The organism is Mesorhizobium sp. B2-3-15, assembly GCF_006442875.1.
Lineage (GTDB): Bacteria > Pseudomonadota > Alphaproteobacteria > Rhizobiales > Rhizobiaceae > Mesorhizobium > Mesorhizobium australicum.
The window spans coordinates 26,964-52,284 of sequence record NZ_VFVO01000012.1 but is presented as its reverse complement, the minus strand read 5'-3'; the positions used below and the strand labels follow the sequence as shown (position 1 = coordinate 52,284).

Below are 25,321 nucleotides of genomic sequence, written 5' to 3'. Positions count from 1 at the left end.
CTGGTTCTCCCTTGCTGCCGTCATTGCCGGCACGTCTTGCTGGTTGACGGTACTGACGTAAGTTAGGCGGCGCTGCGCCGAGGTGGGAGTTACAAGTGTGACGGGATTTGAATGGACTCGCTGATCACCGCGGCAGCGCTGGCGCTGGCGGCCGGCGATCCGCTCGGCGCGCTCGACCGCGTTGCCCTGCGCGAGGATGCGCCGGCGCTGGCGCTGCGCGGCATTGCCATGGCGCAGCTCGGCGACTTTGATCGCGCCAAGCTCTTGTTGCGACGGGCCGCGCGTGCCTTCAGCCCGAAAGAGGCGGTGGCGCGCGCCAGATGCGTCGTCGCCGAGGCCGAGATCGCGCTGGTTTCGCGTGATTTGGGCTGGCCGGCCAAGGCGCTCGACGCGGCCCGCACGGCGCTGGAAAAGCATGGCGACCGGTTGAACGCGGCCCATGCCGGCCACCTCAAGGTGCGGCGCCTGCTCTTGATCGGCCGCCTCGACGAGGCCGAGCACGTGCTGGCCGGGCTCGACCCGGCGCCACTGCCGCCGGCGGCAAGAGCCGCGCACGAACTTGCCGTCGCCGGCATCGCCATGCGGCGCCTGCGGACCAGGCCGGCGCGCGCGGCGCTGGAGTGGGCGCGCCATGCCGCTCGCAAGGCCGGCATTCCCGGCCTCATCGCGGAGGTCGACAGCGCGTGGCTGGCACTGGAGACACCCGCGGCGCGGCTGATCGCGCAGGGCAGGGAGCAGCCGCTGCTGCTCGAAGAGGTCGAGGCATTGCAGGGATCGCCGGCGCTGGTCGTCGATGCTTTCCGCTACGCCGTGCGCGTTGGGCGGACCACGGTTTCGCTGGCGAGCCGGCCTGTGCTGTTCGCCTTGGCGCGGACGCTCGCCGAAGCCTGGCCCGGTGATGTGTCGCGGGGGGAACTCGTGGCGCGGGCCTTCGGCGGCAAGCATGCCGATGAATCGCATCGCGCGCGCCTGCGCGTCGAGATCGGGCGGCTGCGTGCCGAGCTTCGCGCATTGGCTGGCATCAGCGCCACCAGGCATGGCTTCACGCTGGTGCCGCGCCAGGCCCATGCAGTGGTGGTGCTGGCGCGGCCGATCGAGGAACGGCACGCGGCCGTGCTTGCCTTGCTGGCCGACGGCGAGGCCTGGTCGAGCTCGGCCCTGGCGCTGGCACTTGGAACCGGCCAGCGCAGCGTGCAGCGGGCGCTTGAGCCGCTTGCCGAGGCCGGCAAGGTACAATCCTTCGGCCATGGCCGGGCGCGCCGCTGGATGACGCCGCCGGTGGCGGGTTTCACGACCACCTTGTTACTCCCCGCGCCGCTTCCCAATGGCTAGAAAGTGACGACGACCACCATCGAGGGACAAGGACATGAAACATTCGGCAGCCGAAATCTTGAGGGAATACGGGCCCTTTCCCGGGGCCAATACGGTGGCCGGGGTAAGCTTTGACGGCAAGAATGTCTGGTTCGCCTCGGGCGACAGGCTGAACGCCTTCGATCCGGAGAGCGGGCAGGCCTTGCGCTCGATTGATGTCGCGGCACATGCCGGCACCGCCTATGACGGCCGGCATTTCTTCCAACTCGCCAAGGACCGCATCCAGAAGATCGATCCCGACACGGGCGAGGTGCTTTCCACCATTCCAGCCCCCGGCAATGGCGGCGATTCCGGGCTGACCTGGGCCGAAGGCACGCTATGGGTCGGCCAGCACCGGGAGCGCAAGATCCACCAGATCGACCCCGAGACCGGCGCGATCCTGCGCACCATCGAATCCAACCGGTTCGTCACCGGGGTGACCTGGGTCGACGGCGAATTGTGGCACGCCACCTGGGAGGGCGACGAAAGCGATCTGCGCCGCGTCGACCCGCGGACGGGCAAGGTTCTGGAGAAGCTCGACATGCCTGCCGGCATGGGCATCTCGGGGCTGGAATCCGATGGCGCCGACCGACTGTTCTGCGGCAGCGGAAACGCCGGCGTGGTGAGGGCGGTGCGCCGGCCGAAATAAGGGTCCGCGAATTTTCCCCAATCGACTGGCCGTTGTGCGATGCCAAACCTAGATAGGCTGGACCATCCCCCACAAAAGGATTCTCCCATGCCCGAACAGATCACGTTGAACGACGGCACCGCCATTCCCCAGCTTGGCCTTGGCGTCTGGCAGGTCGATCACGACATCACGGCGCAGGTGGTGGGCTGGGCGATCCAGGCCGGTTACCGGCTGATCGACACCGCCGAGGGCTACCGGAACGAGGAAGGGGTCGGCGAGGCGATCCGCGCCGCCGGCGTGCCGGCGGCAGAGCTGTTCATCACCTCGAAGCTGCGCAACGGCGCCCACCAGCGCGATGCGGCGCTTCGGGCCTTCGACGACACGATGAAGAAGCTCGGCGTCGAGCAGCTCGACCTGTTCCTGATCCATTGGCCGGTGCCCAGCCAGGACAAATATGTCGAGGCCTGGAAGACGCTCGTCGAGCTGCAGCAGGCCGGCCGCATCAAGTCGATCGGCGTTTCGAATTTCAACAGGGATCATCTGGAGCGCATCATCGGCGAGACGGGCGTGACGCCCGTCGTCAACCAGATCGAGCTGCACCCGCGCTTCCAGCAGCGCGATCTGAGGGAATTTCACGCCCGGCACGACATCCATACGGAAAGCTGGAGTCCGCTGGGCAGCGGCCGGTTGCTGAGCGACCCGACCATATCAGGCATTGCCCGCAAACACGGCAAGTCCACCGCGCAGACAATGATCCGCTGGCATCTCCAGCAAGGGCTGATCGTCATCCCGAAGTCGGTGCGCCAGGACCGCATTGCGGCCAATTTCGATGTCTTCGATTTCGAACTGGACGCACAGGACCTGGAGACGATCGCCGGCATGGATTCGGCTGACGGCCGTAACGGTCCGAATCCGGTGACGGCGGCGTTTCTGTTCTGACAGGACGAAGCGGTCGGCGCGCTAAATCCCCGAGCCGTCCAGCTGTTGCGCGTCGTCGCCTTCCCACGGCGCCGGCATCGAGGCGCCCCGGCTGAGATTGGCCGAGGGCATCGGCATCCAGCACTTCAGCTCCGGCTCGGCATATTCGACGACGCGGCCGGGCGAGGAATCGGAGGCGCGCCAGCCCTCGTCACCGAACTGATCGGCGCGTGACCAGTAGGCGAGGTCGACTTCCGCCGGCCCCTGCTCGGATGGGCGGACCGTCACGAGGATCCGGCTGCCGTCTTTTGGCGCGCTCGACATGTGGCGCCAGCGGTCGGGCTCGTCCATCGTATTTCCTCCTGCCTTGCTGTGGGATGAAGTGTCGCCTCGTCGTCGGAGACGGTCAACCCAAACTTTGCGCAACCCATCCTGTTTCGATAGGCTGCTCGTTCCGCCCGGCGCACGGGGAGTGGATGATTTGTCGGATTGCACCAGCCGCATCCGTCCTTGATCTGGCGACGGTCGCCGAGACAAGGAGAGGCATTCATGAGTGACGAAGTCGAGCCGATGCCGGCTGGGGTGGAAACAAAACTGTACTTCAGCCGCAACCCCAATCCGCGCCTGGGGGTCGCGGTGGCGCGTCATCTCGGGGCGAGGGTGACCTTCGAATTCGCGTCGCCGTTCGCGCCGGGGCAAGCGGAGCGATTCCGGCCGCTCAATCCCAATCTTTCCCTGCCCATACTGGTCTGGCCCGGCGGAAGCCTGTGGGAGGCCGACGCCATAGCCTGCCGGTTGTCGCGCGACATGGGTTCCGATTTCTGGCGCAGCGGCGACGATGAGCCCGAGATGATCCGCTGGCTGAGTTGGGGCAAGGAGAATTTCATGCGGGCCTGCGACATGGTGCATTTCGAGCGCGGCACCAAGCAGCGCTATCACATCGGGCCGATCGATCACCAACTGGTCGAGGATGGGCTGAAACTGTTTCACACGACGGCGGCGATCCTGGAAACCGCGCTTGCGGGCCGGCAATGGCTGGTCGGAGACGAAGTTTCTTATGCCGACTTCCGCATGGCGACCTTCCTGCCTTTCAACGATGTCGCGGGCCTGCCGCTCGGCGACTATCGACTGGTCGATCGCTGGTATCGGCGGCTTGAAGCGATCGACGCCTGGCGTGATCCCTTCGAGGGTCTGGACGCGCCGCGATTGCCGCCAGTCCCAGGACAGGTCGAGCCGCATGAGGCGCCGAGGCTGTAGTCGAAAGGGGTGGCGACCGGCGTATACGTTTGGAGAGAAACTTGAAAACGCCGGCCGCCATTTGGGGGCGTTGGGGTGCATCGCTTTGGGGGGCGATGCAGAGGCCAGGCTAAGCGGATGGCCGGCCGCCGCAATCGAAACGCCGGCCCATGGTGAACAGGTGGTTACTATCCACAGGTCAGGGCCGCAATCCGGCAGGCCCGCCGGATTGCGGCCGTCCATCGCGGCCAGATCGTCATTGTCTCGGCTGTGCGCAACGCGAATCGCCGGCCATGCCACGCTCGACGGGCCGCGATCGGATTGCTAAGCCCGTCCGCGAAGGAGCTGATGAGTCTGGCATGACCGTTGCGATCGAGATGGGACACACGACAGCGGGCGCGCCGGCGAAACTCGATCTCGAGGAGTTGCTGGCGACCCGCCTTCTGGTGCAGGGCAATTCGGGGTCCGGCAAGTCGCACCTCTTGCGGCGTCTCCTGGAACAGAGCGCGCCTTGGGTGCAGCAGACCATCATTGATCCGGAAGGCGACTTCGTATCCCTGGGCGAACGCTACGGCCATCTGGTGATCGATGCCGAGGAGCACACCGAGCGCGGCCTGCAGGCGGCCGGCGAGCGGGCGCGCATCCACCGGGTCTCGACCGTGCTCAACCTCGAAGGCCTCGATGCCGAGAACCAGATGCGGCGCGCCGCCGCTTTTCTCGGCGGGCTGTTCGAGGTCGCGCGCGACCACTGGTACCCGATGCTGGTGGTGGTCGACGAAGCTCAGCTTTTCGCGCCGGCGGTGGCCGGCGAGGTGTCGGACGAGGCGCGCAAGCTTTCGCTCGGCGCCATGACCAACCTGATGTGCCGGGGCCGCAAGCGCGGGCTTGCCGGCATCATCGCCACGCAGCGGCTGGCCAAGCTCGCCAAGAACGTCGCGGCGGAAGCCTCCAATTTCCTGATGGGCCGCACCTTCCTCGATATCGACATGGCGCGCGCGGCCGATCTCCTGGGCATGGAGCGGCGGCAGGCGGAGGCCTTCCGCGATCTGGAGCGCGGCCAGTTCATGGCGCTGGGGCCGGCACTGTCGCGCCGGCCGCTCGGCCTGCGCATCGGCCCGACCGACACCAGCCCGCGCAACGGCACGCCCAAGCTGATGCCGCTGCCGGAGGCGGCGCTCGAGGATGCCCGCGCCATCATCCTGGCCGCCCCGCCGCCCGAGACGATGCGCGCGCCGCGCCGGGTGGCGTCGCCGGACCTGCTCGACCAGTTGATAGCGGCGAAGTCGGCTGCGCTGGAAATCCGCCCCGAACCGGCGGAGCAGCAAGTCAGCGCCGAGGATCTGGCGGAGCGGCGCGAGCGGGTGGACCGCGTGCTGCGCGCCATTCTTGCACAACCTGACGCGGGCTTCCGCGTGATCGGGGTGCTCTACCAGGAGTTTGTCGTGCGCTGCCGCATCGAGGGGCTCGCCTCGGTCGTGCCGGACCTGCCCGCCTTCCGCCGCATGTTGACGCGCGCCCGTGCCGGGCTGGGGGCCGAAGCCAGCGAGGACGATGTGTGGCGCGACGTCTCGGTGCGCGCTTCGTTGCTGCCGGAGGACATGCAAGGCGTGTTCATGATGATCGCGCGCGCGGCGAAGGAGGGCTGGCCGTGCCCGAGCGATGGCGCGATCGCCCGTGCCTACGGCTCGCACTCCCTGCGCCGCGCCCGGCGGCTGCTCACCTATATCGAGGAGCAGGGCCTCATCGTCTGCCAGGTCGACGGCACGGGGAAGCGCACCGTGACGCTGGTCGAACTCGCCTGGGCAACGGCGCCCGGCGATCCCAATGCCGAGGGGGCGGAACAGGGAAGCCTGGCTTTGTGAGGGCATCCAACGCGGCCGTGGCGGCATCGCGATTTCATCGACAAACGCTGATCCGCTGGTTCTCGATGGCGGACCTGGCGGCGGCCGGCATCGCCTCGCTGGCGCTTGCGCGGTCCCCGGCAAGCGGCGCCGGGTGGCTGGTGCCGGGAACCTGCGGCTCGATCCTTGCCGGGCTCGGCGTGGCGCTGGTCAATCATCGTATCTGAAGCTTGCTTGCAGACGGCGGGTGCGAAGGCGATGCTGAGGTCGCTGGTCGGCTTCTGGTAAGGTCAGCACCGCGCGATGACGCCGCCCTTACTGGACCGTGATGACACCGTCGACCGCCCGCCATTCCGATGGGGTGATGAGCCGGTGGTGGGCGATGTGGACGGAGTGAAGCGGCCCGTCCAATTCGCGCTCCCAATAGGAGAGAAAGCCCTTGAGTTCGGGGAACTCCGGCGCGAGGTCGTAGTCCTGCCAGACATAAAGCTGCAGCAGGCTCCGATGGTCAGGCAGACGGTAATGGATTTGTGCGGTGGTCAGGCCATAGCCTTCCATCTGGAGGCGGAACTCCTTGCTGACGCTTGCGATCATTCGTGTCTCCTTCCGGTGGCCGCAATGGCGAAAAAGTCTCTCGGCCCATCGATGTGCGCCGCCGGGAAACAACTCCTTGAGAGGGTGAGCGGTTCCGGCGCCGGCGATGGTACCGGCTCGGATAATTTTGCCGGATCTAGGCGTAAATTCAAGCGGCGGCTCCCGACGTAGAGCGAATAAGACCGCTATAACAGTGAGTTGGCACTCCGACGGCGTGAGTGCTAAAATTTTCTGGCCGGCCTCTTGAAACCGAAAAAAGGGAAAACTAGCTCGATATGCGCGCGCGATGCCTGACAAAGGGTCGCCGCATTCCGCATCGGCCCGAATTGCCGGTCCGGTGTGGAAGAAGCTGAAAACCTGTTTGTCCCAAGAGGAGAACGACATGGCGTTCCGTCCATTACATGACCGTATCCTGGTCCGCCGCATCGAGGCCGAGGAAAAGACCTCCGGCGGCATCATCATTCCCGATACCGCCAAGGAAAAACCGCAGGAAGGCGAAGTCATCGCCGTCGGTCCCGGCGCGCGCGACGACAGCGGCAAACTGACCGAACTGGATGTCAGGGTGGGTGACCGTATCCTTTTCGGCAAATGGTCCGGCACCGAGATCAAGCTCAATGGCGAGGACCTGCTCATCATGAAGGAAAGTGACGTGATGGGCGTGATCGAACAGACCGCGCAAGTGAAGAAGGCCGCCTGACGGCTTCTTAGAAAATCCACCAGTCAACGAATGCTGCCTAGAGATAGAGGAGTGATCCAATGGCTGCCAAAGAGGTAAAATTCCATACCGAAGCGCGCGAGAAGATGCTGCGCGGCGTCGATATCCTGGCCAATGCGGTGAAGGTGACGCTCGGCCCCAAGGGGCGCAATGTCGTCATCGAAAAGTCGTTCGGTGCGCCGCGCATTACCAAGGATGGCGTCACTGTCGCCAAGGAAATCGAGCTTGAGGACAAGTTCGAGAACATGGGCGCGCAGATGGTGCGCGAAGTCGCCTCCAAGACCAATGACCTTGCTGGCGACGGCACCACCACCGCGACCGTGCTGGCCCAGGCCATCGTCAAGGAGGGCGCCAAGGCCGTTGCCTCGGGCATGAACCCGATGGACCTGAAGCGCGGCATCGACAAGGCGGTGGACGCCGTCGTCGCCGAGCTGAAGGCCAACGCCCGCAAGGTGACTCGCAACGACGAGATCGCGCAGGTCGGTACCATCTCCGCCAATGGCGACGCCGAGATCGGCCGCTTCCTCGCCGAAGCGATGGAGAAGGTCGGCAATGAAGGCGTCATTACGGTGGAGGAAGCCAAGACAGCCGAGACCGAACTCGAAGTCGTCGAAGGCATGCAGTTCGACCGGGGCTATCTCTCGCCCTATTTCGTCACCAACCAGGACAAGATGCGCGTCGAACTCGACGAGCCCTACGTGCTGATCCACGAAAAGAAGCTCGCCAACCTGCAGGCGCTGCTTCCGGTGCTGGAAGCGGTGGTCCAGTCGGGCAAGCCGCTACTGATCATCGCCGAGGATGTCGAGGGCGAGGCGCTGGCGACGCTGGTCGTCAACAAGCTTCGCGGCGGCCTCAAGGTCGCGGCCGTCAAGGCGCCGGGCTTCGGCGACCGCCGCAAGGCCATGCTGGAAGACATCGCCATCCTCACCGGCGGCACCGCGATCTCCGAGGATCTCGGCATCAAGCTCGAGAATGTGACGCTGGAGATGCTGGGCCGCGCCAAGAAGGTGGTGATCGAAAAGGAAAACACCACCATCGTCGACGGCGTCGGGCGCAAGGAAGAAATCCAGGGCCGCGTCGCGCAGATCAAGGCCCAGATCGAGGAGACCACCTCCGACTATGACCGCGAGAAGCTGCAGGAGCGGCTGGCCAAGCTTGCCGGCGGTGTCGCGGTGATCCGCGTCGGCGGCTCGACCGAGGTTGAGGTCAAGGAGCGCAAGGACCGCGTCGACGATGCCTTGCACGCGACCCGCGCGGCTGTCGAGGAAGGCGTGCTGCCCGGCGGCGGCGTCGCGCTGCTTCGGGCCGCCAAGGCGCTCGATGCTGTCCAGACGGACAATGCCGACCAGAAGACCGGTGTCGAGATCGTGCGCCGCGCCATCGAGACGCCGGTCCGCCAGATCGCGGAAAATGCCGGTTCTGAAGGCTCGATCATCGTCGGCAAGCTGCGCGAGAAGAGCGAATTCGGCTGGGGCTGGAACGCTCAGACCAACGAGTTCGGCGATCTCTATGGCCAGGGCGTGATCGACCCGGCCAAGGTGGTGCGCACCGCGCTGCAGGATGCGGCGTCGGTCGCCGGCCTGCTGGTGACCACCGAGGCAATGGTGGCCGAGAAGCCGAAGAAGGAAGCCGCCAGCCCGGCAATGCCGGCCGGCGCCGGCATGGACTTCTGAGGTCCGACCAGTCCGCCCGCTCCCTCGACAGGGAGCGGGCATCGGTTGAAGGGAGAGAGATATGGATGCGCTTGCTGACCTTGGGCCCGTGCCCGCGCCGACACATCAGGCAAAGGAGTTCCTGGCCTATGAAAGCGAATGCCGCGGTGCGTTGAAGCCGCTGCTGGCGGAACTGCTCGACAGGGCCGAAGCCGCCGGCTGGAAGCGGCGGACCGTTGCCGCGACGCTGATGTTCCTGGCCGCGCAACAGGTGTCGGAGGCGTCCGAGGCCTCGGCCGGCGGCTGAGCGCTGACATTCAGTCCCCTGAACCTTACGGGCAGTCCCATGAACCTTACGCGGCGGGCCGCGCCTTCCGGTGTTCGGCCCGCCGCGGGTCCGCACAATCGAGAGGAGGCACAAGCCATGAATCGCTGGCAGTTTGAAGAACCGGTGACCATTCTGGTCGGAATGGGCTTTCCGAGGAAGATCGAAAGCGTGATGGAAGCCTACGCGCTGTTGCAGGACTGGCCGGCCGCCAGCCGCAACGGCGCTCATGCCGTCGCCCTCAATGCCTGCAAGGCGGGCATCGCCGGTGAGATCGACCCGGAGACGGTGCGCGCGACGCTGGTCACCTTCGCACGCCGCAACGACATATTGCTGCCGGATATGGTTTCGCCGGCCGCTGCGATGGACAATGCGCTGCAGGCGGGGCGAGGCGGCAGGTCCGTCTGATCTTCAGCGATCCGCCTCGCGGCGGTGGCGGGCGCGAGCCCGCGGGGAACCAAGCGATGGCCATCGGGTTGAATCAGCGTTGGTTCCCCGAGGCGAGGCGACGTCATGAGCATCCTGCAAAGCATCAAGAAAGTGGCCGAACAGGTGACCGGTGCCGCAATACCGGACAGCCGTCAGGCGGCCGACCTTGTCAGGCCGCGCAAAGCGAACGAGTTCAGGTTTGGCGATGATGGCCTGGTGCCCAATCATCCGTCCTGGCCGCTGGTCGTCTATCGCGGCGCAGTGAGATTGCCGGAAGACTTCGATCCCGCGGCCGTGTTAGAGGCGCTTTTCTCGGCCAATGGCTGGGGAGACAGCTGGCGCAACGGCATCTACGATTATGTTCACTATCATTCGCGCATCCACGAAGTGCTCGGCGTGGCGCGTGGCACGGCGAAAGTCCGGTTTGGCGGCAAGAGGGGCCGAACGCTGGCGCTGAATGCGGGCGATGTCGCGGTTCTTCCGGCCGGCACGGGGCACCAGCGCATCTCCGCTTCGGACGACTTTCTCGTCGTTGGCGCCTATCCGCCGGCCGGTACCTATGACGAATGCACGACCACCGCGGACCACGCCAAGGCGGTGGTGACGATCCCCAAGGTCGGCCGTCCGCGCAAGGACCCCGTCTATGGAAGCAAGGGCCCGCTGCTGGCAGCGTGGAAGAAAGATTGAGTTCGCCGAAGGCGAAAGAGAGCAGGCCCTGCCTCGGAACGATCGACGGGCAGATCGAAGCATAGTTCATCACTCCGGTGGAACGCTCTCGGGCATTGGAGGTTGATAGCCGTCGAATGCTTTATCAACGGACTGGAAAACGGAGAGAGCCCGCCTTCGGTTGACGCCGGGGCGGGTTCTTTTTTGTCTGAGATTCTCGGGATTGATGGCGCGCGGGAACATGTCCGGCATGCCAGGCGCAATGGGAGCAAGCCTGGAGAAAGCAGGTGGTGAAGAGATTGCGCCTGCCTCGGAGCGGACAGACGACTGATATACCGTCTACATTCCGTAGGTGAGGGCAACATAGATCGCCGGGATAAGCGTCAGGCAGATCGCCATTCCCACGACAACGGCGATGGCCAAGCGCTCGGTTCTCCTGACAAGATCGACCATTGGCGTCTTCGCTCAGACAGACGGGCGGGACCGAGGGGATTTCCGGGGCCTGAACATCATTGTCATTTGCGGGGCGATTGTCGTCGTGGATGCTCGGTCTCTGGGCTGATGTCACTGCTTGCCTCGCTCTCAGCATATCCGGCGGTCGAGCTGGATTCCGCGATGATGGATGATTGGCTGCGTTGCTCCGGCGCGAAACCCAACGTATCGGCAAGAAATGGGTTGCCGCATACGACTTCAGTCTTGCCAATTCTTAGACCTAAGCCTTGCCCGGGAACGCAATGCAGCGGGAGCCGTTGGTGACCGGTGACAACTCAAAGAATAGGAGAGGAGAAAGTCATGGCTGACGGTCCAACTGTTGTTAATTCTGGAGGTGGTGGCGGCACTGCGGTCGCTATTGTTCTTGCGATAATCGCCATCGTTGTCCTGCTGATATTTACCGGTGTCATCAACATCGGTGGCGGCGGCGGGAAGGACATCAACGTGAAGGTTGAGGCGCCAAAGGTGGAAGCTCCGGCCACTTCAGCGCCCGCGAAGCCCGCGGCACCTGCCAATGGTGGCTGATTGGCTGCGGCAGAGGCCAGAATAATTCTGGCCTCTGAAAATGTTTCTTAGTTCACAAAAGGACTTGTCATGAAAAGATATCTTGTCGGCGCTGTCGCGGCCCTCGCGCTTATGGCTGGAATTGGTGCTTCCTTCGCGGGAGACGTCGTAATTCTCAAGCCCGAGCAGCAGACGGTCGTCCGCGAATACATCCACAAGCAAAAACTCGCGTCAGTCAGCCTGCTCGGCGTCGAACTCAACGTCGGCTCCGCTCTCCCTGACACTGTCGAGCTTCATACAATCGACGTCCCCGACGTCAGATACAAATACACTGTTGTCGGCGATCATGCGGTTCTGGTTGACCCCGATACACGCAGGGTCGTGCAGATCATCGAGTGATGCCGGTAGTTCGTCCCTGGCCAACGGGGGCGGCCCGCCGTGCCGCAAAAATGGCGCGGCGGGCTTTCTATACGGAGCCACTTAATCCCTGTGAACATCGCCGAAACCTTCACCCGTCAGGCCTTGGCGTGGGTTAACCGCTCCAGCGCATCGACGATGAGGCCGCAGAATTTCGGATGGTCGAGTTTCATCGCCACGGTATGGCGGAAGTCGACCTGCTCGCTCGCCGTGCCGCCAAAATGGTGCATCCCGCCCATCTTCTCGAAATTGCAGACCGTCATGCCCTTGGTCCACCGCCCGGCGATTTCGACGCGGATATCGGCCTTCTCGGTGGTGAAGACGGTCGGGTCGATCATGGCCGCGACGCAGCACGCGTCGTGGACGGCTGGATACTCGATCTGCAGGAGGCCGCCATGCGTGGTCGCTATGAACTCCCAGATATCGAGGATGAACTTGGCGATCGGGCCGCCGACGGCGCGCACCCTGTTTTGCAGGTCCGGAGTGGCCAGCGCCTGGTGCGTGAGGTCGAGGCCGACCATGGTGACATCCCAATCGGCGCGGAACACGACGTCGGCGGCCTCCGGGTCGCCATAGACATTGAACTCCGCCGCTGGCGTGATGTTGCCGCGCGTGTAGGCTCCGCCCATCGCGACGACGCCCTTCACCCGCCCGATGATGCGTGGGTCCTTGCGAATGGCGAGCGCGATGTTGGTGTAGGGACCGACCGGCACCAGCGTGATGGTTTTCGGCTCGTGTGCCATGACCGTGTCGATGATGAAGTCGACGGCATGCCGCTTGTCGAGTTCGAACGAGGCGGGCGGCAGGACGGGGCCGTCGAGCCCGGTATCGCCATGGATTTCGACGGCCAGCACCTGCTCGCCGATGAGCGGGCCGGGTGAGCCCTTCGCCACCGGCACCTTGATGCCGTAGGCCGTGCATACGGCCAGAGCATTGCGCGTGGTGTTCTCGACATTGTGGTTTCCCGAAACCGTCGTGATGCCGAGAAGGTCGATATTCGGGTTTCCCGCCGCAAGCAGGATGGCGATGGCGTCGTCGTGCCCCGGATCGCAGTCCAGGATGATCTTTTCCATGACTTCGTCTCCTTGTCGGCGGGGCGGCTGCCCCGTGCCAATAGTCCCGGCCCGCGCCTACTTGTCCTCGACAATGCGCAGATAGGCCGCGGTCACGAACAGGACGATCAACCCGAACAGGATGCGCCTTGCTCCCTCCGGCATCTGCAAAATCGTCAGTAGCGTCGTCAGCACCGTCAGGATCAGCGCGCCGATGATGGTGCCGGTGTAGCCGCCGCGGCCGCCGAAGATGGAGGTGCCGCCGATGACGGCGGCGGCGACCGAGGGCAGCACCAGCGGTTCGGCGAGCGACAGCGACGGCGCCTTGATCAGGCCGATATAGAGCAGGCCGGTGACGCCGGCGAGCACGCTGGAGGTGACGTAGAGCGCCGTGATGACCTGCCAGTATTGCACGCCCGACAAGCGCGTCGCGCGCTCATTGTCGCCGACGGCGTAGAGCAGGCGGCCGAAGCCGGTGCGGGCAAGCGTGAAGACGATGAGGGCCGCCAGCGGCACGAACAGCAGCAGGGCGTTGGGGAAGGCAAAGCCGAGTACGGGGGTGACACCGGTACCCAGCCAGGCGAGAAAGTCGGGGATCTTGGCGCCGGACGCGATCACCGTGCGCTGGTAGACCTGCAGGCAGCCGGTGCCGATCAGGCTGGTGCCCAGCGTCATGATCAGCGGGTGGACGCGGAAGACACCGACGCCGATGCCGTTGACGAGGCCGATCAGCACCGCCGGCATCATCGCCAGGAGGAAGGCCACAGCCGGGTCCTGGCTGACGATCTGCGTTGCCATGATGAAGGCGCTCATCGTCGCCACCGTGCCGACCGAAAGGTCGATGCCGCCGGTCAGCATGGTCATGGTCTGGCAGCCGGCGAGGATCGCCAGCGGAATGGCGAATTTGATGGTGTTGGCGATCCAGCGCTCGTTGACGATGCCGGGGCGCAGGATCTGCAGGATCACCACCAGGGTGACCAGCAGGATGATCAGCGGGATGAGAGGCCGGTCGGCCATGAAGCGTTTTATGCGGCGGCCGAAGGGGACCGGCGCGGGCGTGATCGCGGTGGTGCTCATGGGTTGGCTCCTGCTCGCGAGGAGGTGGGCTTGGTGGTGGCGTTCTGGAAGGATGGTGCTCTACGGCGCCGTACAGCGCTGCGGGTGAATTTCATGATTGCCGCCCTCGCATCGTGATGAAGGCGCCGAACATCACCACGGCGACCATGATCAAGCCTTCGATGATGGCGGTGACGTTGGGGTCGATGGCGAGCAAGGTGAGATCCGTGCGCACCAGCCGCAGCACGAAGACGGCGACGATGGGGCCGAGCAGGCCGCCCTTGCCGCCGCCGAGCGCCACGCCGCCCAGCACGACCGCGGCGACGCTGGCCAGGAGATAGGGGCCGGGGATCGGCGCGCCGATGCCTGTGCTCATGGTCAGCGCCAACCCGCCCATGGCCGCGAACAGGCCTGACAGCGCGTAGGCGATGACCCTGGTGCGGGCGACAGGCACGCCGCTGCGGAACGCCGCCAGTTCGCTGGAGCCGATGGCGTAGATGGAAAGGCCGAGGCGCGACCGCCGAAGCGGTATCCAGACGATGCAGAGGCAGACAATCAGCACCAGCAGCGCCTTGGGCAGCCACGCGTCGACGGCGTCGGGCAGGCCCGGGATCGGCACGGTGCCCGAGATCAGCGCCTTCAGCCATTCGGCCGCCGCGCCGCCCGGGGCGCCGAGCACCAGAAGGGCCGCGCCTTGCAGCACGAACAGCATGGCCAGCGTGACGACGATGTCCGGCACGCGGGTGACGACGATCAGCATCCCGTTGAGCGCGCCGAGCACGAACCCCATGGCGAGCACGAAAGGCACCACGAACAGCGCGTATTCCTCGCTCGCGCCCGCCATCATCGAGGCGGCGGTGACGCTGGTCAACGCCATCATGGCGGCGACCGAGAGATCGATGCCGCCGGCGATGACGACGACCGTCTGCGCGGCGACGGCAAAGGCGTAGGGCAGTACGGCCCGCGCCAGCGAGCCGAAATCGCCGCTGCCATAGCCGGGCTGGATGATCTTGGTGGCGATGAACAGGATGACGAGGAGGGCGAACAGGCCTGTTACCCAGCCTTGCCGGCGCAGGAAATGGCTCATGGCGTTGCCTCCGGCGCATCGGAGGCATTCGCGGTGGGTGCGGCCAAAATACCGACATCCGCCTTGACGCCGCGCGGCAGGCCGTAGGCGGCGCGCATCAGCGTCGGCTCGTCGGCCTCCTCGACAGGGAAAATATCGACCAGGCGGCCGCCGAAGATGACGATGACGCGGTCGCAGACGCGCTGCACTTCTTCCAGTTCGGAGGTGTAGAACAGAACCGACTTGCCGTTGCCGGCGAGCTCGCGCAGCAGACGATAGATCTCCTGCTTGGTGCCAACATCGATGCCGCGCGTCGGGTCGAAACACAGGATGGTGCGCGCGTCGGCCGCGATCCAGCGGGCGATGGTGACCTTTTGCTGGTTGCCGCCGGACAGGCGCTGCACCTCGCCTTGAGCGCGGGTGTCGATCTGCAGGCGCTGGATGGCGCTCGCGACAGTGGCGCGCTCCTTGGGCATACGAATAGGCCCCCAGTTGCGCAAGGCGGCACTGAAGGGGAGCGCAATGTTCTCGCGCACCGAGCGCTGCATGGCGAGCGCCTCGGAACGGTCGCCCGGCACATAGGCGACCCCCGATCGGATGGCGTCGATCGGGTGGGCGAATTTCACCGGGCTGCCGTCGACTTCGATCGTGCCGCCCGATGGTTTGATCGAGCCGGCAAGGGCGGCGAACAGTTCGTCCTGGCCCTGGCCTTCCAGCGCCACGACGCCGGCCACCTCGCCATCGCGGAGATCGAAGGAGACGTCGCTGAGCTTGGTCCCGACGCGCAGGTTTCGCACGGCGATGCGCGGGCGGGCAGGGGGGCGGGCCTCTTCGCTGGCGCCGCGGGCGGCGACATGGGTCTTGACGATGCGAGTGCCGAGCATCAGCTCGACGATCTTTTCCTCGACGCCCGGCACGATGTCGACGACGCCGACGGTCGCGCCGTCGCGCAGCACCGTGGCGCGGTCACAAAGGGCCGAGATTTCGACGAAGCGGTGGGAGATGAAGATCACGGCGCGGCCGGCGTCGCCCTGCCGGCGCACCACTTCCAGCACCTTTTCGGCAAGGTTGGCGGGGAGTGCGGCCGTCATCTCGTCGAGCAGCAGCACGTCGGGCTCGACGGCCAGCGCGCGGGCCAGGTCGAGCACGCGCAGGATGGCGAGCGGGATGTCGCGCGCGGTGTCGCGCAGGTCGAGGTCAGGTATGCCGAGTTCGCGTACCCAGGCGCGGAACGGCTCGACCGGCGTGCCGGTCAGCCGCAGATTGGACAGCACATCGAGATCGGGGATCAGCGACGGCTCCTGGTAGACAGGCAGCAGCCCGGCCCGGCGCGCGGCGGCCGGCGAGCGTATGTCGCGCGCCTCGCCACGGATCAGGATGCGTCCGGCATTGGCTGATATCGCGCCGGTCAGGATCTTCACCAGCGTCGACTTGCCGGCGCCATTGGCACCCATCAGCGCGTGCACCTCGCCCGGCAGCACGGAGAGCGACGCATCGCGGAGAGCCGCGACCGCGCCGTAGTTCTTGGCGACGCCTGACGCGTCGAGGAGGGGACTGGTGATCAAATGATTTGGGTCTCGATTTATGTGCCTAATAACCGCGAATGTCAGCGCCGCCCCTCACCTGCCTGCCGGCATCCTCTCCCCGTATAGAGACGGGGAGAGGGGCTTGCCTCCGGCGTTGCGGCCAGCTTCTCTCGCCCCGTTTTACCGGGAGAGATGTCCGGCAGGACAGTGAGGGGCGGCGCCGACCATGGTCAGCAAAGCCGCTGCTTACTCGCCCGGGCCCTTGCAGGCCACGATCTGGTCCTTGGTATACGTCGTCCAGTCGGGGATCATGATCGAGACCGGCCATTCAGGGCTCAGCGACGGGTCGGCGGCGGCTTTCAGCTTGGCCTTGCCTTCCTCGGTGGCATTCTCCCACAGCTGCGGGTCGACCAGCACGGTCTGCTGGGCCGGCTTCTTGCCGTCGAGGATCTGCAGCGCCAGCGTCACGCCGGCACCACCGATCGAGCCGGGGTTGGTGACGGCGGCACCCACGAGGCCCTTGACCGAGCTCAGCTGGCCGACGAAGCCGGCATTGTCGGCGCCGACCACGGGCACCAGCGGCGCCTGCGATTCGACCAGCGCGTCGACGATGACGTTATCGATGCCCGACGTCCACACGCCGTTGAACGGCGTGCCGGTGGCCAGGAAAGACAGCATCTGCTGCTTGGCCTGGTCCTGCTGCCAGCCGGTGAAGACCTCCTGCGCCACCTTCACGTCGGGGAATTCGGCCAGTGCCTTCTTGAAGCCTTTGTCGCGATCGCTATCGGCCGAAGCGCCCGCCGCGCCGCGCATGTAAAACACCTCGCCCTTGCCGCCCATCTGCTGGAACAGCCATTTGGCGCCGAGATACGCATACTGCTCCTGATTGTTGGAAATGATGTAGGCCGACGGCTCGGTGACCGCCTGGTCGACGGCGACGACGACGATGCCGGCCTTGGTGGCTTCTTCCAGGCCGGCCTTGATGCCGGCCGGGTCGGCGGGGTTGACGACGATGGCGTCGACCTTGGCACTGATCAGGTTGCGGATGTCTTCCAACTGGCCGGCGGCATCGGTGTTGCGGTGGGCGATGTTGAGCTTGGTCACTTCGCCGGAGGCGAGCGCCTGCGCCTTCATGGCGCAAACCATTTCCTCGCGCCAGCCATTGCCCTGCACGGTGTTGGAAATGCCGATCGTGTATTTGCCGGCAGCGGACGACACGCCCACCGAGGCCAGCAGCGCCGCGCTGGCAAGCAGCGGGACCATGGTCAGATAGTTCTTCATTTCAGTCTTCCTCCACATTGTTTTTCAGTTCAGTTTTAACCTGTTGGGCCGCGCCACTCACAATCAGAGTCAAGTGGCTCGCTTTGCCGTTACTTGACGAAGGGACGCAGCACGTCGCGGGCGAGCAGAAAGCCCCGCTTCACCTGCTCGTCGCTGCCTTCAAATCGCCTGTCCTCGTGTTCGATGATGACCGATCCGTCATAACCGGCGCGGTAGAGGCCCGAGAAGAAGCCGCTCCAGTCGACATCGCCCAGCCCCGGCATGCGCGGCACCTGCCAGCCTATGCCCGCCGACAGAATTCCGCGCTCGTACAAACCATCACGATCAATCATCAGGTCCTTGGCGTGGACATGCAGCATATAGGGGCCGAATTCCCGGATGAAGCGGGCCTGGTCGATCATCTGCCAGACCAGATGCGAGGGGTCGAAATTCATGCCGACATCGCCGCCCCAGGCTTCGAGAATGCGACGCCAGACCTGCGGCGAATAGGCGATGTTGTGCCCGCCCGGCCATTCGTCATGGCTGAAGATCATCGGGCAGTTTTCGAAGGCGAGTTTTATCCCATGGTCGCGCGCATGGGCAACGATTTCCGGCCAGACTTTCAGCGCGTCCTGCCAGTTGACGTCGACTGTCTTGGAGGCATCGCCGCCGCAGAAGGTGTTGACCAGGGGAACGCCCATGTTGGCGGCCAGGACGATGACCTTCTTCAGGTGGCCGATGACCGCCTCGCGATGGGCGGTATCCGGGTGCAGCGGGTTGGGGTAATAACCGAGACCGGAGACCGTGAGGTTCTTTTCCGCCAGCGATGCAACGATTTCTTTCGCCCGCGAGGCCGAAGTGCCATCGACATCGATATGGCTGGTGCCGGCATAGCGGCGGGTCGCGCCGGAGGTTTTCGGCCAGCAGGCGATTTCCAGTGCCTCGAAGCCGACAGAGCTTGCCCAGCCGGCGACCTCGCCAAGCGGCGTGTCCGCGAACGGTGCGGTGAGCAGTCCAAGTTTCATCATGCCTCCCCTGGCCGCGAACCCGCGATCGATGCCTATAATGCCGATTGTTTGGATCGCTTCAACCTCGCGACCTCATCTTGTTCGAGACTGTGACGGACTGCCGCCATCGGATCGCCCGAAAGCAGTTCGCCAAGCGCTGACGTGACGGCCTGCCGGAACGTCTCGTCCGCGGCAAGGCCCGGGTCGAATATCGTGTCGATGGCCAGGATGGCGGAAGCCAGCGCCCGCGCATCGTGGCCGGTTTCGTCCGCAATCGCGGCGACCTTGCCGGCATAGGGATCCGACACCGGCCAGCGCTTGCCGAAGCGCGCCGAGGCCAGGATCAGATAAGCCATCCAGCCGGCGACCGGCACCGACAGCAGGCCGATGCTGGCCCCCAGGTTCAGGCGGTCGCGGATCGGGTTGAGCAGGCGCTGCACGATTTTTTGCGAGCCGTCGGTGGCGATCTGGTGGTTGCGATGGCGGATCGCGGTGTTCTTCAACCGGCCAAGGCTCTGCTCGACATAAGCAGATGGATTCATGCCAGCCACCGGCATCAGTGTCGGCAGGGTTTGCTCGACCAGCATGCGCCTGACAAAGACCGAAAGCAGCGGGTCGGCGATGGCATCCGACGTGTGTTCGAGGCCGGCCAGTACGCCGAGCGTGGCGAGTGTCGTCTGGGCGCCGTTGAGCACCCGCATCTTGAGATGCTCGAACGGGGTGACGTCGTCGACAAAGGTCGCGCCGGCCAGGTCCCAGCGCGGCATGCGGCCGGCGAACTTTTTCTCGATCACCCATTGCCGGAAGGGTTCGCCGACGGCGACGGCGGCGTCGCGATAGCCGAACCGTCGCTCGACGCTGTCGAGATCGTCCTGTGTCACCGCCGGAGCGATGCGGTCGACCATGGCCGAGGGGAAGGCGGCATTGGCCGCGATCCAGTCGGCCAGGCCATTGCCGCGCCGTTCGGCAAAGCTCCGCACGACATTTTCCAGGATGACGCCGTTGGTCGGAATGTTGTCGCAGGAGAGCAGCGTCAGCTTCCGGCCATGCGTGGCCCTGCGTCGCTCCAGCGCCCGCGTGAGGATGCCGGGCACGCTGCGGGGCGCTTCTGGGTTGGCGAGGTCGTGGACGATGTCGGGATGATCGAGGTCGAGCGCGCCAGTCGAGGGCACATGGCAATAGCCTTTTTCGGTCACCGTCATCGTCACCAGTTCGATGTCGGCGGAGACGAGCACCTCGAGCGCCGGTGCGGCGCTGTCCTGGCTGTCGACCACCTTCACGATGCTGCCGATGACGCGTGCCTCGACATCATCGTTCTCGCGGATCAGCCTTGTGTAGAGGCCGTCTTGCCGGCCAAGCGTCTCGGCCAGGGCGGGCGGGCGAATGTTGATGCCGACGATGCCCCAGCGGTCGAACCGTCGCGAAAGCAGGTCGTCGGTGTATTCGGCCTGGTGACAGCGATGGAAGGCGCCGACGCCCAGATGCGCCATGCCTGGTGAGAGCACCGCGCGGTCGTATGACGGCTTTTGCACGGCTGCGGGGAGCCGCTCCAGCAGTCTGGGCCCGAGCCTTTCGATGGCGTTCACCGGTTGGCCCCGATCACCGACTGTTCCTGGTCGATCACCGCGCCGGTCATCGGCCCGGCCGCGTCGGAAAGCAGGAACACGGCGAGATTGGCGATATCGTCCGGCTTGAGCAGCCGACCGAAGGGCTGCGCGGCATTGGCGGCGTCGAGCCATCCCGGGCCATTGCCCAGCGTCTGCGCCTGCATGATGCGTTCGGCCGGCGTGTCGGTCCAGCCGACATTGATGCCGTTGACGCGGATGCGGTCGAAGCGGTGGGCGTTGGCGGCGTTCTTGGTCAGCGTCGCCAGCGCGCCCTTGGTGGCGGAATAGACGGCGAGTTCCGGCGAGCCGCAATGGGCGTTGATCGACAGGATGTTGACGATGGCGCCGCCCTGGCCACGCTTCTTCATGTCGGCGATCGCGGCCTGCATCAGGAAGAAGGGCGCACGGGCGTTGACGGCAAACAGCGCCGACCAGTCGTCCGGCGTGGCGTCGAGGAAGGAGGCGCGGTCGGTCAGGCCGGCGGCGTTGACGAGGCCGTCGATGCGGCCGAAACGCCCGATGCAGGCCTGCGCCAAGAGGGCGGGAGTTTCCGGGTCTCCAAGGTCGGCGGCGACGAAGAGCGTCGGCGTACCCAGGGCCGACAGTTCCGCTGCCACGGCCTCGCCGCGCTTGCTGTCGCGCCCGGTGATCAGCAGGCCGGCAGCGCCGGAGCGCGCCAGCGTGTCGGCGATGGCACGGCCGATGCCTTGCGTCGACCCGGTGACCAGCGCCACCTTGCCTTCGAGCCTGATCTCCATTCCTCCTCCCGGAACAAAGTTTCTATTTCTTGAAATATGGAACGCCAATTCCCGATAGTCAATTGGACCAGCGGCGCCTCATGTGCCGCGGCGCGCCGCGACGCCTTGGACCAGCGCCATGCCCACCGCCAGCGACGCCGCCAGCGAGCGGAAGCCGGCGAAGTCCGACTCCACCACTTCCAGCCAGCTGTCCGACAGCCGGATCAGCGGCGAGAAGGTGCTGTCGGTGATGGTGACGATGCGCGCCTTGCGCTCATGCGCGACGGCCACCAGGTCTGGCGTGATCGAATTGTAGGGGCTGAAGGACACCGCCAGCACGGCGTCGCGTGCGCCAATGCAGCCGACCTGATCGAGCGCGGTCGAGCCGACATTGTCGACCAGCACATTGCGCACGCCTTGCTGCGAAAGCGTCAGCGAAAGATAGGTGGTGACGGGGAAGGCGCGCTTGGAGCCGATGACGTAGATCAGGTCCGCCTTGGCCAGCGTCGCCACCATCTTCTCGAAGCTTTCGATATCGAAGCCGCTTTCGATGCGGCCGAGCGAGGCCTGCGAGGCGCCGACCATGCCGCGCAGGAAATGCGTGGCGGCACTGGGCTCGGCCTCGGCGCGCTGCTCGCCGCGGCCTTCCGGCCACGATCCCTTGACGTGGTCCTTGAACAGGCCCTGGAAATCGGAAAAGCCGGAATAGCCGAAGATCTGGGCGAAGCGCACCAGCGTCGAGGGCTGCACGCCGGCCTGTGCCGCCACTTGGGCAATGGTGCCGAGCGCCACCTCGCTCGGGTGCTGCCATAGGAAGATCGCTACCTGGCGCAGGCGCTTGGGGAAATGCACGGTGCCGGAAGACAGCACCGCGCGCAGCTCCTCATAGGTTCGCGGCTGTATATAGCCAAGTGCCGCCAGCGAACGGCCGCGTTTGCGCGTCGCTGCCTCGTCGGCACTGGATCGTCCGGATGGTTTTCTCGCCCCGCTCATGAATTCAGGCTAGCGCGATACGATCGTTTTACAATATGGATTTTGGAAATGGTGTTCGATGAGGATAGGGCGAGGCTCGGCGATTTCGTCATCCCATGGCGAAGCAGCCGCGCAGATCCTGGGTCTACGCGCGTCGCTTCGCTCCTTGCTACGCCCTGGGATGACGACCCCGCTAGTGATCAGCCCCGAGGAGAAAACATGGTCTATGCAACATCGGATGGATCGACGCGCCAGCGTCTGTGCGTCGGCATGGTCGGCGGCGGCCGCAATGCCTTCATCGGCGCCGTGCACCGGCTGGCCATGCGCCTCGACGACCAGATCGCGCTGGTTGCTGGCGCGCTGTCGTCCGACCCGGACAATGCCGCCGCCTCGGCCGCCGAGATCGGCATCGCGCCGGAGCGCAGCTATGCCGATTACCGCGCCATGGCCAAAGCGGAGGCCGCGCGGCCGGATGGCATAGAGGCGGTCGTCATCGTCACGCCCAACCATCTGCACGCGCCGATCGCCACCGCCTTCCTCGAGGCCGGCATCGACGTGATCTGCGACAAGCCGCTGTCGACGACGCTGGCCGACGCCGAGGCACTGGTTGCACTCGCGAGGGCGAAAAACCGCCGCTTCGTCGTCACGCTCAACAACACCGGCTACGCGATGGTGCGCCAGGCGCGCGAGATGGTGATGGCGGGCGAGCTTGGCCGGATCGTGTCGGTGCATGGCGCCTACATCCAGGACTGGCTGACCAGGCCGATCGACGCCGACGGCCAGAAGCAGGCGGAATGGCGCACCGATCCGGCGAGGGCGGGGCAGTCGGCGGTGCTGGCCGATATCGGCGTGCATGCCTTCAACCTGGCAGGCTTCATTTCGGGCCGCGAGGCCGAGACGGTGTCGGCCGACCTGTTCACCGCGGTGCCAGGACGTCGGCTCGACGACAATGCCCATGTGCTGGTGCGCTGGACCGATGGCGCACGCGGCACGATCCTGGCCAGCCAGACGTCGCCCGGCCACTACAACGACCTCTCCGTGCGCATCTATGGCGACAGGGCCGGGCTCGAATGGTCGGGCGGCCGGCCGGAGGAACTGCGCTTTTCCAGATATGGCGAGGAAACCCGCACGCTGGTGCGCGGCGGCCATGGTTCGACGGAGGAATCCCGTCGCGTGTCGCGCATGCCGGCGGCGCATCCCGAAGGCTATATCGAGGCCTTCGCCAATTTCTACCGCGACGCCGCCGACATCATCCGAGCCCACCGCTCGGGCGGCGCGGTGGATCCCGCCCGCGCGGCGCGGGTGCCAGACGTGATCGACGGCGCGCGCGGCGTGAAGTTCGTCGCCGCCGCGGTGGAGTCGAACGCGGCGGGCGGGGCGTGGACGGCGGCAAGGTTTGCGGGATGAACAGCCGATCTTCCCCTTTGGGGGGAGATCGGCGGCTTTTGCCGTCGGCAATTATTCGATATCCAACTGTTCCGCCAAGTCCGACAGCATCGGGCGCTGACCCTGCAGAATCTTCACCCCGGCTTCGGCCAAGGTGAACCAGCCGGCTCTGTCGACCTCCGGGAATTCCTTCATCGATCCGGACCGCGGCGGCCATTCCATGGTGAAGGTGTTGCTCTTGATGGCGGCCACATCGATGTCGGTCTCGACCGACCAGGCGATGACGATCTTGCCGCCCGGCTGCCTGTAGTCGCCGAGGCGAGCGAAGGGGCCTTCGACCTTGATGCCGAGCTCTTCCTCGGTCTCGCGTCGTGCCGCCGCCAATTCGTCCTCATCCCCGTCGACGAGGCCCTTCGGGATCGACCAGGCGCCATCGTCCTTCTTTGCCCAGAAGGGGCCGCCCGGATGAACCAGCAGCACCCTTATACCATCATCGCTCCGGCGATAGATCAGCAGACCCGCGCTGCGTTTTGCCATGTTTGCATGTCCGTTTGCGGCACCGGTGCGAAGCCGGCCGATTCTGAGCGATCATGGCTGCCGATCTTGCACCTGAAAATTGCGACGCTATGTCAGATGCATCCGCATTGCACCTCATACGCGAGTCCGGCAAACTGATAGCATCGTTTCTGGGGCGGCGTCGAAAATCAGGTGAGGCGTCCGAATGCAGCTGGGTCTGATCGGCTACTACAGCGATTTCGTGGTCTATCCCCTGGTGATCGCCATACTGGGGGTGGCCGGACTGATCGAGGCCGGAGAAGAAAGCGCGCCGGACTGGGTCGGCACGATGCTGATCTGCCTTGGCCTGTGGACGCTGATCGAATATATGCTGCACCGTTTCGTGCTGCACCACGTCCCCTGGATCCGGGACCTGCACGACCGTCACCACGTCGAGGAGCGCAGTCCGGTGGGCACGCCGACCTGGCTCAGCCTGGGCGTGCATGCGCTGGTGGCGTTCCTGCCCGTCTGGATGGTCTCCGACTTCGCGACCGCCAGCGCGGTGAGTTGCGGGTTGATGCTGGGCTATCTCTGGTACATCAGCGTCCACCACATGATCCATCACTGGCATCCGGCCCATCCGAGCTATCTCTACACGCTCAAGCGCCGCCACGCGGTGCACCACCATATCGACGACAACGCCAATTTCGGCGTGACGTCGATATTCTGGGACCGGATTTTCGGCACCGCCAGGCTTTGACGTTGGGATGGGTCTTTCGCCGGCAACCGATAGTCTGCCCGGTGGTCGAGCGACGAGAAACGCCAAGCCTGAAATCTAGGCTGAGCGATCTGGCCAGAATAGCCAGATGAGCGCGGCGGCCATCAAAACCCAAAGTCCGACAATGAATGCGAGACCGCCGCGGCTGGTCGGCCTCGATCGGCGAATGGCCTCCGCGCGAAACTCCGCCATCAGATCGGCGGGGATCAGCTTCACCGCAAGCAGGATGCCAAGCGGCACGATGATCAGATCGTCCAGATATCCGAGTACGGGAATGAAATCGGGTATCAGATCGATAGGACTGAGCGCGTAGGCGGCGACCATGCCGGCGGCAAGCTTGGCGTACCAGGGAACGCGAGGATCGCGGGCGGCCAGCCACAGGGCCATCACATCGCGCTTGGTGACTTTCGCCCATTGCTTTGCCTTGTCGAGGACAGTCACCCGGCAACTCTCTTTAGAAGGCCCCGAACATCGGCGTCTCCGCTCCTTCCCTCGATCATTGCAGCGATGTCGACGATCTGCAAACTGACCCCGCCGCGCAACGGGCGTGCCGTGAAGAAGACCCATTGAAAGCCGGCGCTGGTGACGACCACCGCGCCGCCTGGTTCGGGA

28 protein-coding genes are annotated in these 25,321 nt (G+C 65.3%); 15 read left to right on the top strand and 13 right to left on the bottom strand.

Going from position 1 to position 25,321, the window contains the following annotated elements; translation table 11 throughout:
- Positions 1 to 111 precede the first annotated feature (111 nt).
- From FJ954_RS23040 to FJ954_RS23030, 3 genes are all read left to right on the top strand, one after another.
- Positions 112 to 1,332, top strand: coding sequence for a helix-turn-helix domain-containing protein (locus FJ954_RS23040; RefSeq protein ID WP_140663349.1), 1,221 nt, complete (start codon positions 112 to 114; stop codon positions 1,330 to 1,332).
- Positions 1,333 to 1,366: 34 nt separating this feature from the next.
- Positions 1,367 to 1,999 (top strand): PQQ-binding-like beta-propeller repeat protein, encoded by a 633-nt coding sequence (locus tag FJ954_RS23035; protein WP_140663347.1) that lies wholly within the window; start codon positions 1,367 to 1,369, stop codon positions 1,997 to 1,999.
- An 87-nt stretch (positions 2,000 to 2,086) separates the two neighbouring features.
- Positions 2,087 to 2,917: an aldo/keto reductase gene (locus tag FJ954_RS23030; RefSeq protein WP_015316957.1), complete on the top strand. Its 831-nt coding sequence runs from the start codon at positions 2,087 to 2,089 to the stop codon at positions 2,915 to 2,917.
- Between the two features lie 21 nt (positions 2,918 to 2,938).
- Here the strand turns inward: FJ954_RS23030 and FJ954_RS23025 are convergent, their stop codons facing one another.
- Positions 2,939 to 3,247, bottom strand: coding sequence for a hypothetical protein (locus tag FJ954_RS23025; RefSeq protein WP_015316958.1), 309 nt, complete (start codon positions 3,245 to 3,247; stop codon positions 2,939 to 2,941).
- 198 nt (positions 3,248 to 3,445) lie between these two features.
- Here FJ954_RS23025 and FJ954_RS23020 point away from each other — a divergent pair, with 198 nt between their 5' ends.
- From FJ954_RS23020 to FJ954_RS23010, 3 genes are all read left to right on the top strand, one after another.
- Positions 3,446 to 4,153, top strand: coding sequence for a glutathione S-transferase family protein (locus FJ954_RS23020; protein WP_181177900.1), 708 nt, complete (start codon positions 3,446 to 3,448; stop codon positions 4,151 to 4,153).
- Positions 4,154 to 4,491: 338 nt separating this feature from the next.
- Positions 4,492 to 5,994, top strand: a complete 1,503-nt coding sequence (locus FJ954_RS23015) for an ATP-binding protein (RefSeq protein ID WP_140663346.1) — start codon at positions 4,492 to 4,494, stop codon at positions 5,992 to 5,994.
- A complete protein-coding gene (locus FJ954_RS23010) occupies positions 5,991 to 6,200 on the top strand; it encodes a hypothetical protein (RefSeq protein ID WP_181177899.1) in 210 nt (69 codons plus the stop codon). Before FJ954_RS23015 ends, FJ954_RS23010 begins: the two co-directional genes overlap by 4 nt.
- Before the next feature lie 88 nt (positions 6,201 to 6,288).
- Here the strand turns inward: FJ954_RS23010 and FJ954_RS23005 are convergent, their stop codons facing one another.
- Positions 6,289 to 6,567 (bottom strand): usg protein, encoded by a 279-nt coding sequence (locus FJ954_RS23005; RefSeq protein WP_015316961.1) that lies wholly within the window; start codon positions 6,565 to 6,567, stop codon positions 6,289 to 6,291.
- Positions 6,568 to 6,949: 382 nt separating this feature from the next.
- Here FJ954_RS23005 and FJ954_RS23000 point away from each other — a divergent pair, with 382 nt between their 5' ends.
- The 7 genes from FJ954_RS23000 to FJ954_RS22970 all read left to right on the top strand — a co-directional run bounded on the left by FJ954_RS23000 (position 6,950) and on the right by FJ954_RS22970 (position 11,749).
- Positions 6,950 to 7,264 carry a co-chaperone GroES gene (locus tag FJ954_RS23000; protein WP_015316962.1) on the top strand — a complete coding sequence of 105 codons (315 nt, stop codon included), beginning with the start codon at positions 6,950 to 6,952 and terminating at the stop codon, positions 7,262 to 7,264.
- A 59-nt stretch (positions 7,265 to 7,323) separates the two neighbouring features.
- A complete protein-coding gene (gene groL, locus FJ954_RS22995) occupies positions 7,324 to 8,955 on the top strand; it encodes a chaperonin GroEL (RefSeq protein ID WP_140663344.1) in 1,632 nt (543 codons plus the stop codon).
- Between the two features lie 61 nt (positions 8,956 to 9,016).
- Positions 9,017 to 9,241: a hypothetical protein gene (locus tag FJ954_RS22990; RefSeq protein WP_015316964.1), complete on the top strand. Its 225-nt coding sequence runs from the start codon at positions 9,017 to 9,019 to the stop codon at positions 9,239 to 9,241.
- Positions 9,242 to 9,358: 117 nt separating this feature from the next.
- Entirely contained in the window at positions 9,359 to 9,667 is a 309-nt protein-coding gene (locus FJ954_RS22985; RefSeq protein WP_140663343.1) for a DUF982 domain-containing protein, read from the top strand.
- Between the two features lie 105 nt (positions 9,668 to 9,772).
- Positions 9,773 to 10,375 carry a cupin domain-containing protein gene (locus FJ954_RS22980; RefSeq protein WP_140663341.1) on the top strand — a complete coding sequence of 201 codons (603 nt, stop codon included), beginning with the start codon at positions 9,773 to 9,775 and terminating at the stop codon, positions 10,373 to 10,375.
- Between the two features lie 771 nt (positions 10,376 to 11,146).
- Positions 11,147 to 11,371 (top strand): hypothetical protein, encoded by a 225-nt coding sequence (locus tag FJ954_RS22975; protein ID WP_023782864.1) that lies wholly within the window; start codon positions 11,147 to 11,149, stop codon positions 11,369 to 11,371.
- A gap of 69 nt (positions 11,372 to 11,440) precedes the next feature.
- Complete coding sequence (locus tag FJ954_RS22970) at positions 11,441 to 11,749, top strand: DUF1236 domain-containing protein (RefSeq protein WP_015316968.1); 309 nt, start codon at positions 11,441 to 11,443, stop codon at positions 11,747 to 11,749.
- Positions 11,750 to 11,865: 116 nt separating this feature from the next.
- Here the strand turns inward: FJ954_RS22970 and FJ954_RS22965 are convergent, their stop codons facing one another.
- From FJ954_RS22965 to FJ954_RS22925, 9 genes are all read right to left on the bottom strand, one after another.
- Entirely contained in the window at positions 11,866 to 12,840 is a 975-nt protein-coding gene (locus FJ954_RS22965; protein ID WP_140663339.1) for a nucleoside hydrolase, read from the bottom strand.
- Between the two features lie 57 nt (positions 12,841 to 12,897).
- Complete coding sequence (locus FJ954_RS22960; protein ID WP_140663337.1) at positions 12,898 to 13,896, bottom strand: ABC transporter permease; 999 nt, start codon at positions 13,894 to 13,896, stop codon at positions 12,898 to 12,900.
- A gap of 91 nt (positions 13,897 to 13,987) precedes the next feature.
- Positions 13,988 to 14,962 carry an ABC transporter permease gene (locus FJ954_RS22955; protein ID WP_140618012.1) on the bottom strand — a complete coding sequence of 325 codons (975 nt, stop codon included), beginning with the start codon at positions 14,960 to 14,962 and terminating at the stop codon, positions 13,988 to 13,990.
- Entirely contained in the window at positions 14,959 to 16,506 is a 1,548-nt protein-coding gene (locus tag FJ954_RS22950; protein ID WP_140663335.1) for a sugar ABC transporter ATP-binding protein, read from the bottom strand. Before FJ954_RS22950 ends, FJ954_RS22955 begins: the two co-directional genes overlap by 4 nt.
- 207 nt (positions 16,507 to 16,713) lie before the next feature.
- Positions 16,714 to 17,748 carry an ABC transporter substrate-binding protein gene (locus FJ954_RS22945; protein ID WP_015316972.1) on the bottom strand — a complete coding sequence of 345 codons (1,035 nt, stop codon included), beginning with the start codon at positions 17,746 to 17,748 and terminating at the stop codon, positions 16,714 to 16,716.
- A gap of 89 nt (positions 17,749 to 17,837) precedes the next feature.
- A complete protein-coding gene (locus tag FJ954_RS22940) occupies positions 17,838 to 18,752 on the bottom strand; it encodes a sugar phosphate isomerase/epimerase (protein WP_140663333.1) in 915 nt (304 codons plus the stop codon).
- Positions 18,753 to 18,787: 35 nt separating this feature from the next.
- The gene (locus FJ954_RS22935) at positions 18,788 to 20,320 is read right to left on the bottom strand and encodes a mannitol dehydrogenase family protein (protein ID WP_140663332.1); all 1,533 of its coding nucleotides are present in this window, start codon (positions 20,318 to 20,320) and stop codon (positions 18,788 to 18,790) included.
- Positions 20,317 to 21,099: an SDR family oxidoreductase gene (locus FJ954_RS22930; RefSeq protein WP_140663331.1), complete on the bottom strand. Its 783-nt coding sequence runs from the start codon at positions 21,097 to 21,099 to the stop codon at positions 20,317 to 20,319. Before FJ954_RS22930 ends, FJ954_RS22935 begins: the two co-directional genes overlap by 4 nt.
- A gap of 78 nt (positions 21,100 to 21,177) precedes the next feature.
- Positions 21,178 to 22,071, bottom strand: coding sequence for a MurR/RpiR family transcriptional regulator (locus FJ954_RS22925; protein WP_140663329.1), 894 nt, complete (start codon positions 22,069 to 22,071; stop codon positions 21,178 to 21,180).
- A 198-nt stretch (positions 22,072 to 22,269) separates the two neighbouring features.
- On the opposite strand from FJ954_RS22925, the gene FJ954_RS22920 reads away from it, so the two are divergent.
- On the top strand, positions 22,270 to 23,457 hold the full coding sequence (locus FJ954_RS22920) for a Gfo/Idh/MocA family oxidoreductase (RefSeq protein WP_140663328.1): 1,188 nt from the start codon (positions 22,270 to 22,272) through the stop codon (positions 23,455 to 23,457).
- Positions 23,458 to 23,508: 51 nt separating this feature from the next.
- Here the strand turns inward: FJ954_RS22920 and FJ954_RS22915 are convergent, their stop codons facing one another.
- The gene (locus tag FJ954_RS22915) at positions 23,509 to 23,973 is read right to left on the bottom strand and encodes an NUDIX domain-containing protein (protein ID WP_140663326.1); all 465 of its coding nucleotides are present in this window, start codon (positions 23,971 to 23,973) and stop codon (positions 23,509 to 23,511) included.
- A 184-nt stretch (positions 23,974 to 24,157) separates the two neighbouring features.
- Between FJ954_RS22915 and FJ954_RS22910 the strand changes: the two genes are divergently transcribed.
- Entirely contained in the window at positions 24,158 to 24,691 is a 534-nt protein-coding gene (locus tag FJ954_RS22910; protein WP_140663324.1) for a sterol desaturase family protein, read from the top strand.
- A gap of 75 nt (positions 24,692 to 24,766) precedes the next feature.
- Here the strand turns inward: FJ954_RS22910 and FJ954_RS22905 are convergent, their stop codons facing one another.
- On the bottom strand, positions 24,767 to 25,150 hold the full coding sequence (locus tag FJ954_RS22905; RefSeq protein ID WP_140663323.1) for a YkvA family protein: 384 nt from the start codon (positions 25,148 to 25,150) through the stop codon (positions 24,767 to 24,769).
- Positions 25,151 to 25,321: the final 171 nt, after the last annotated feature.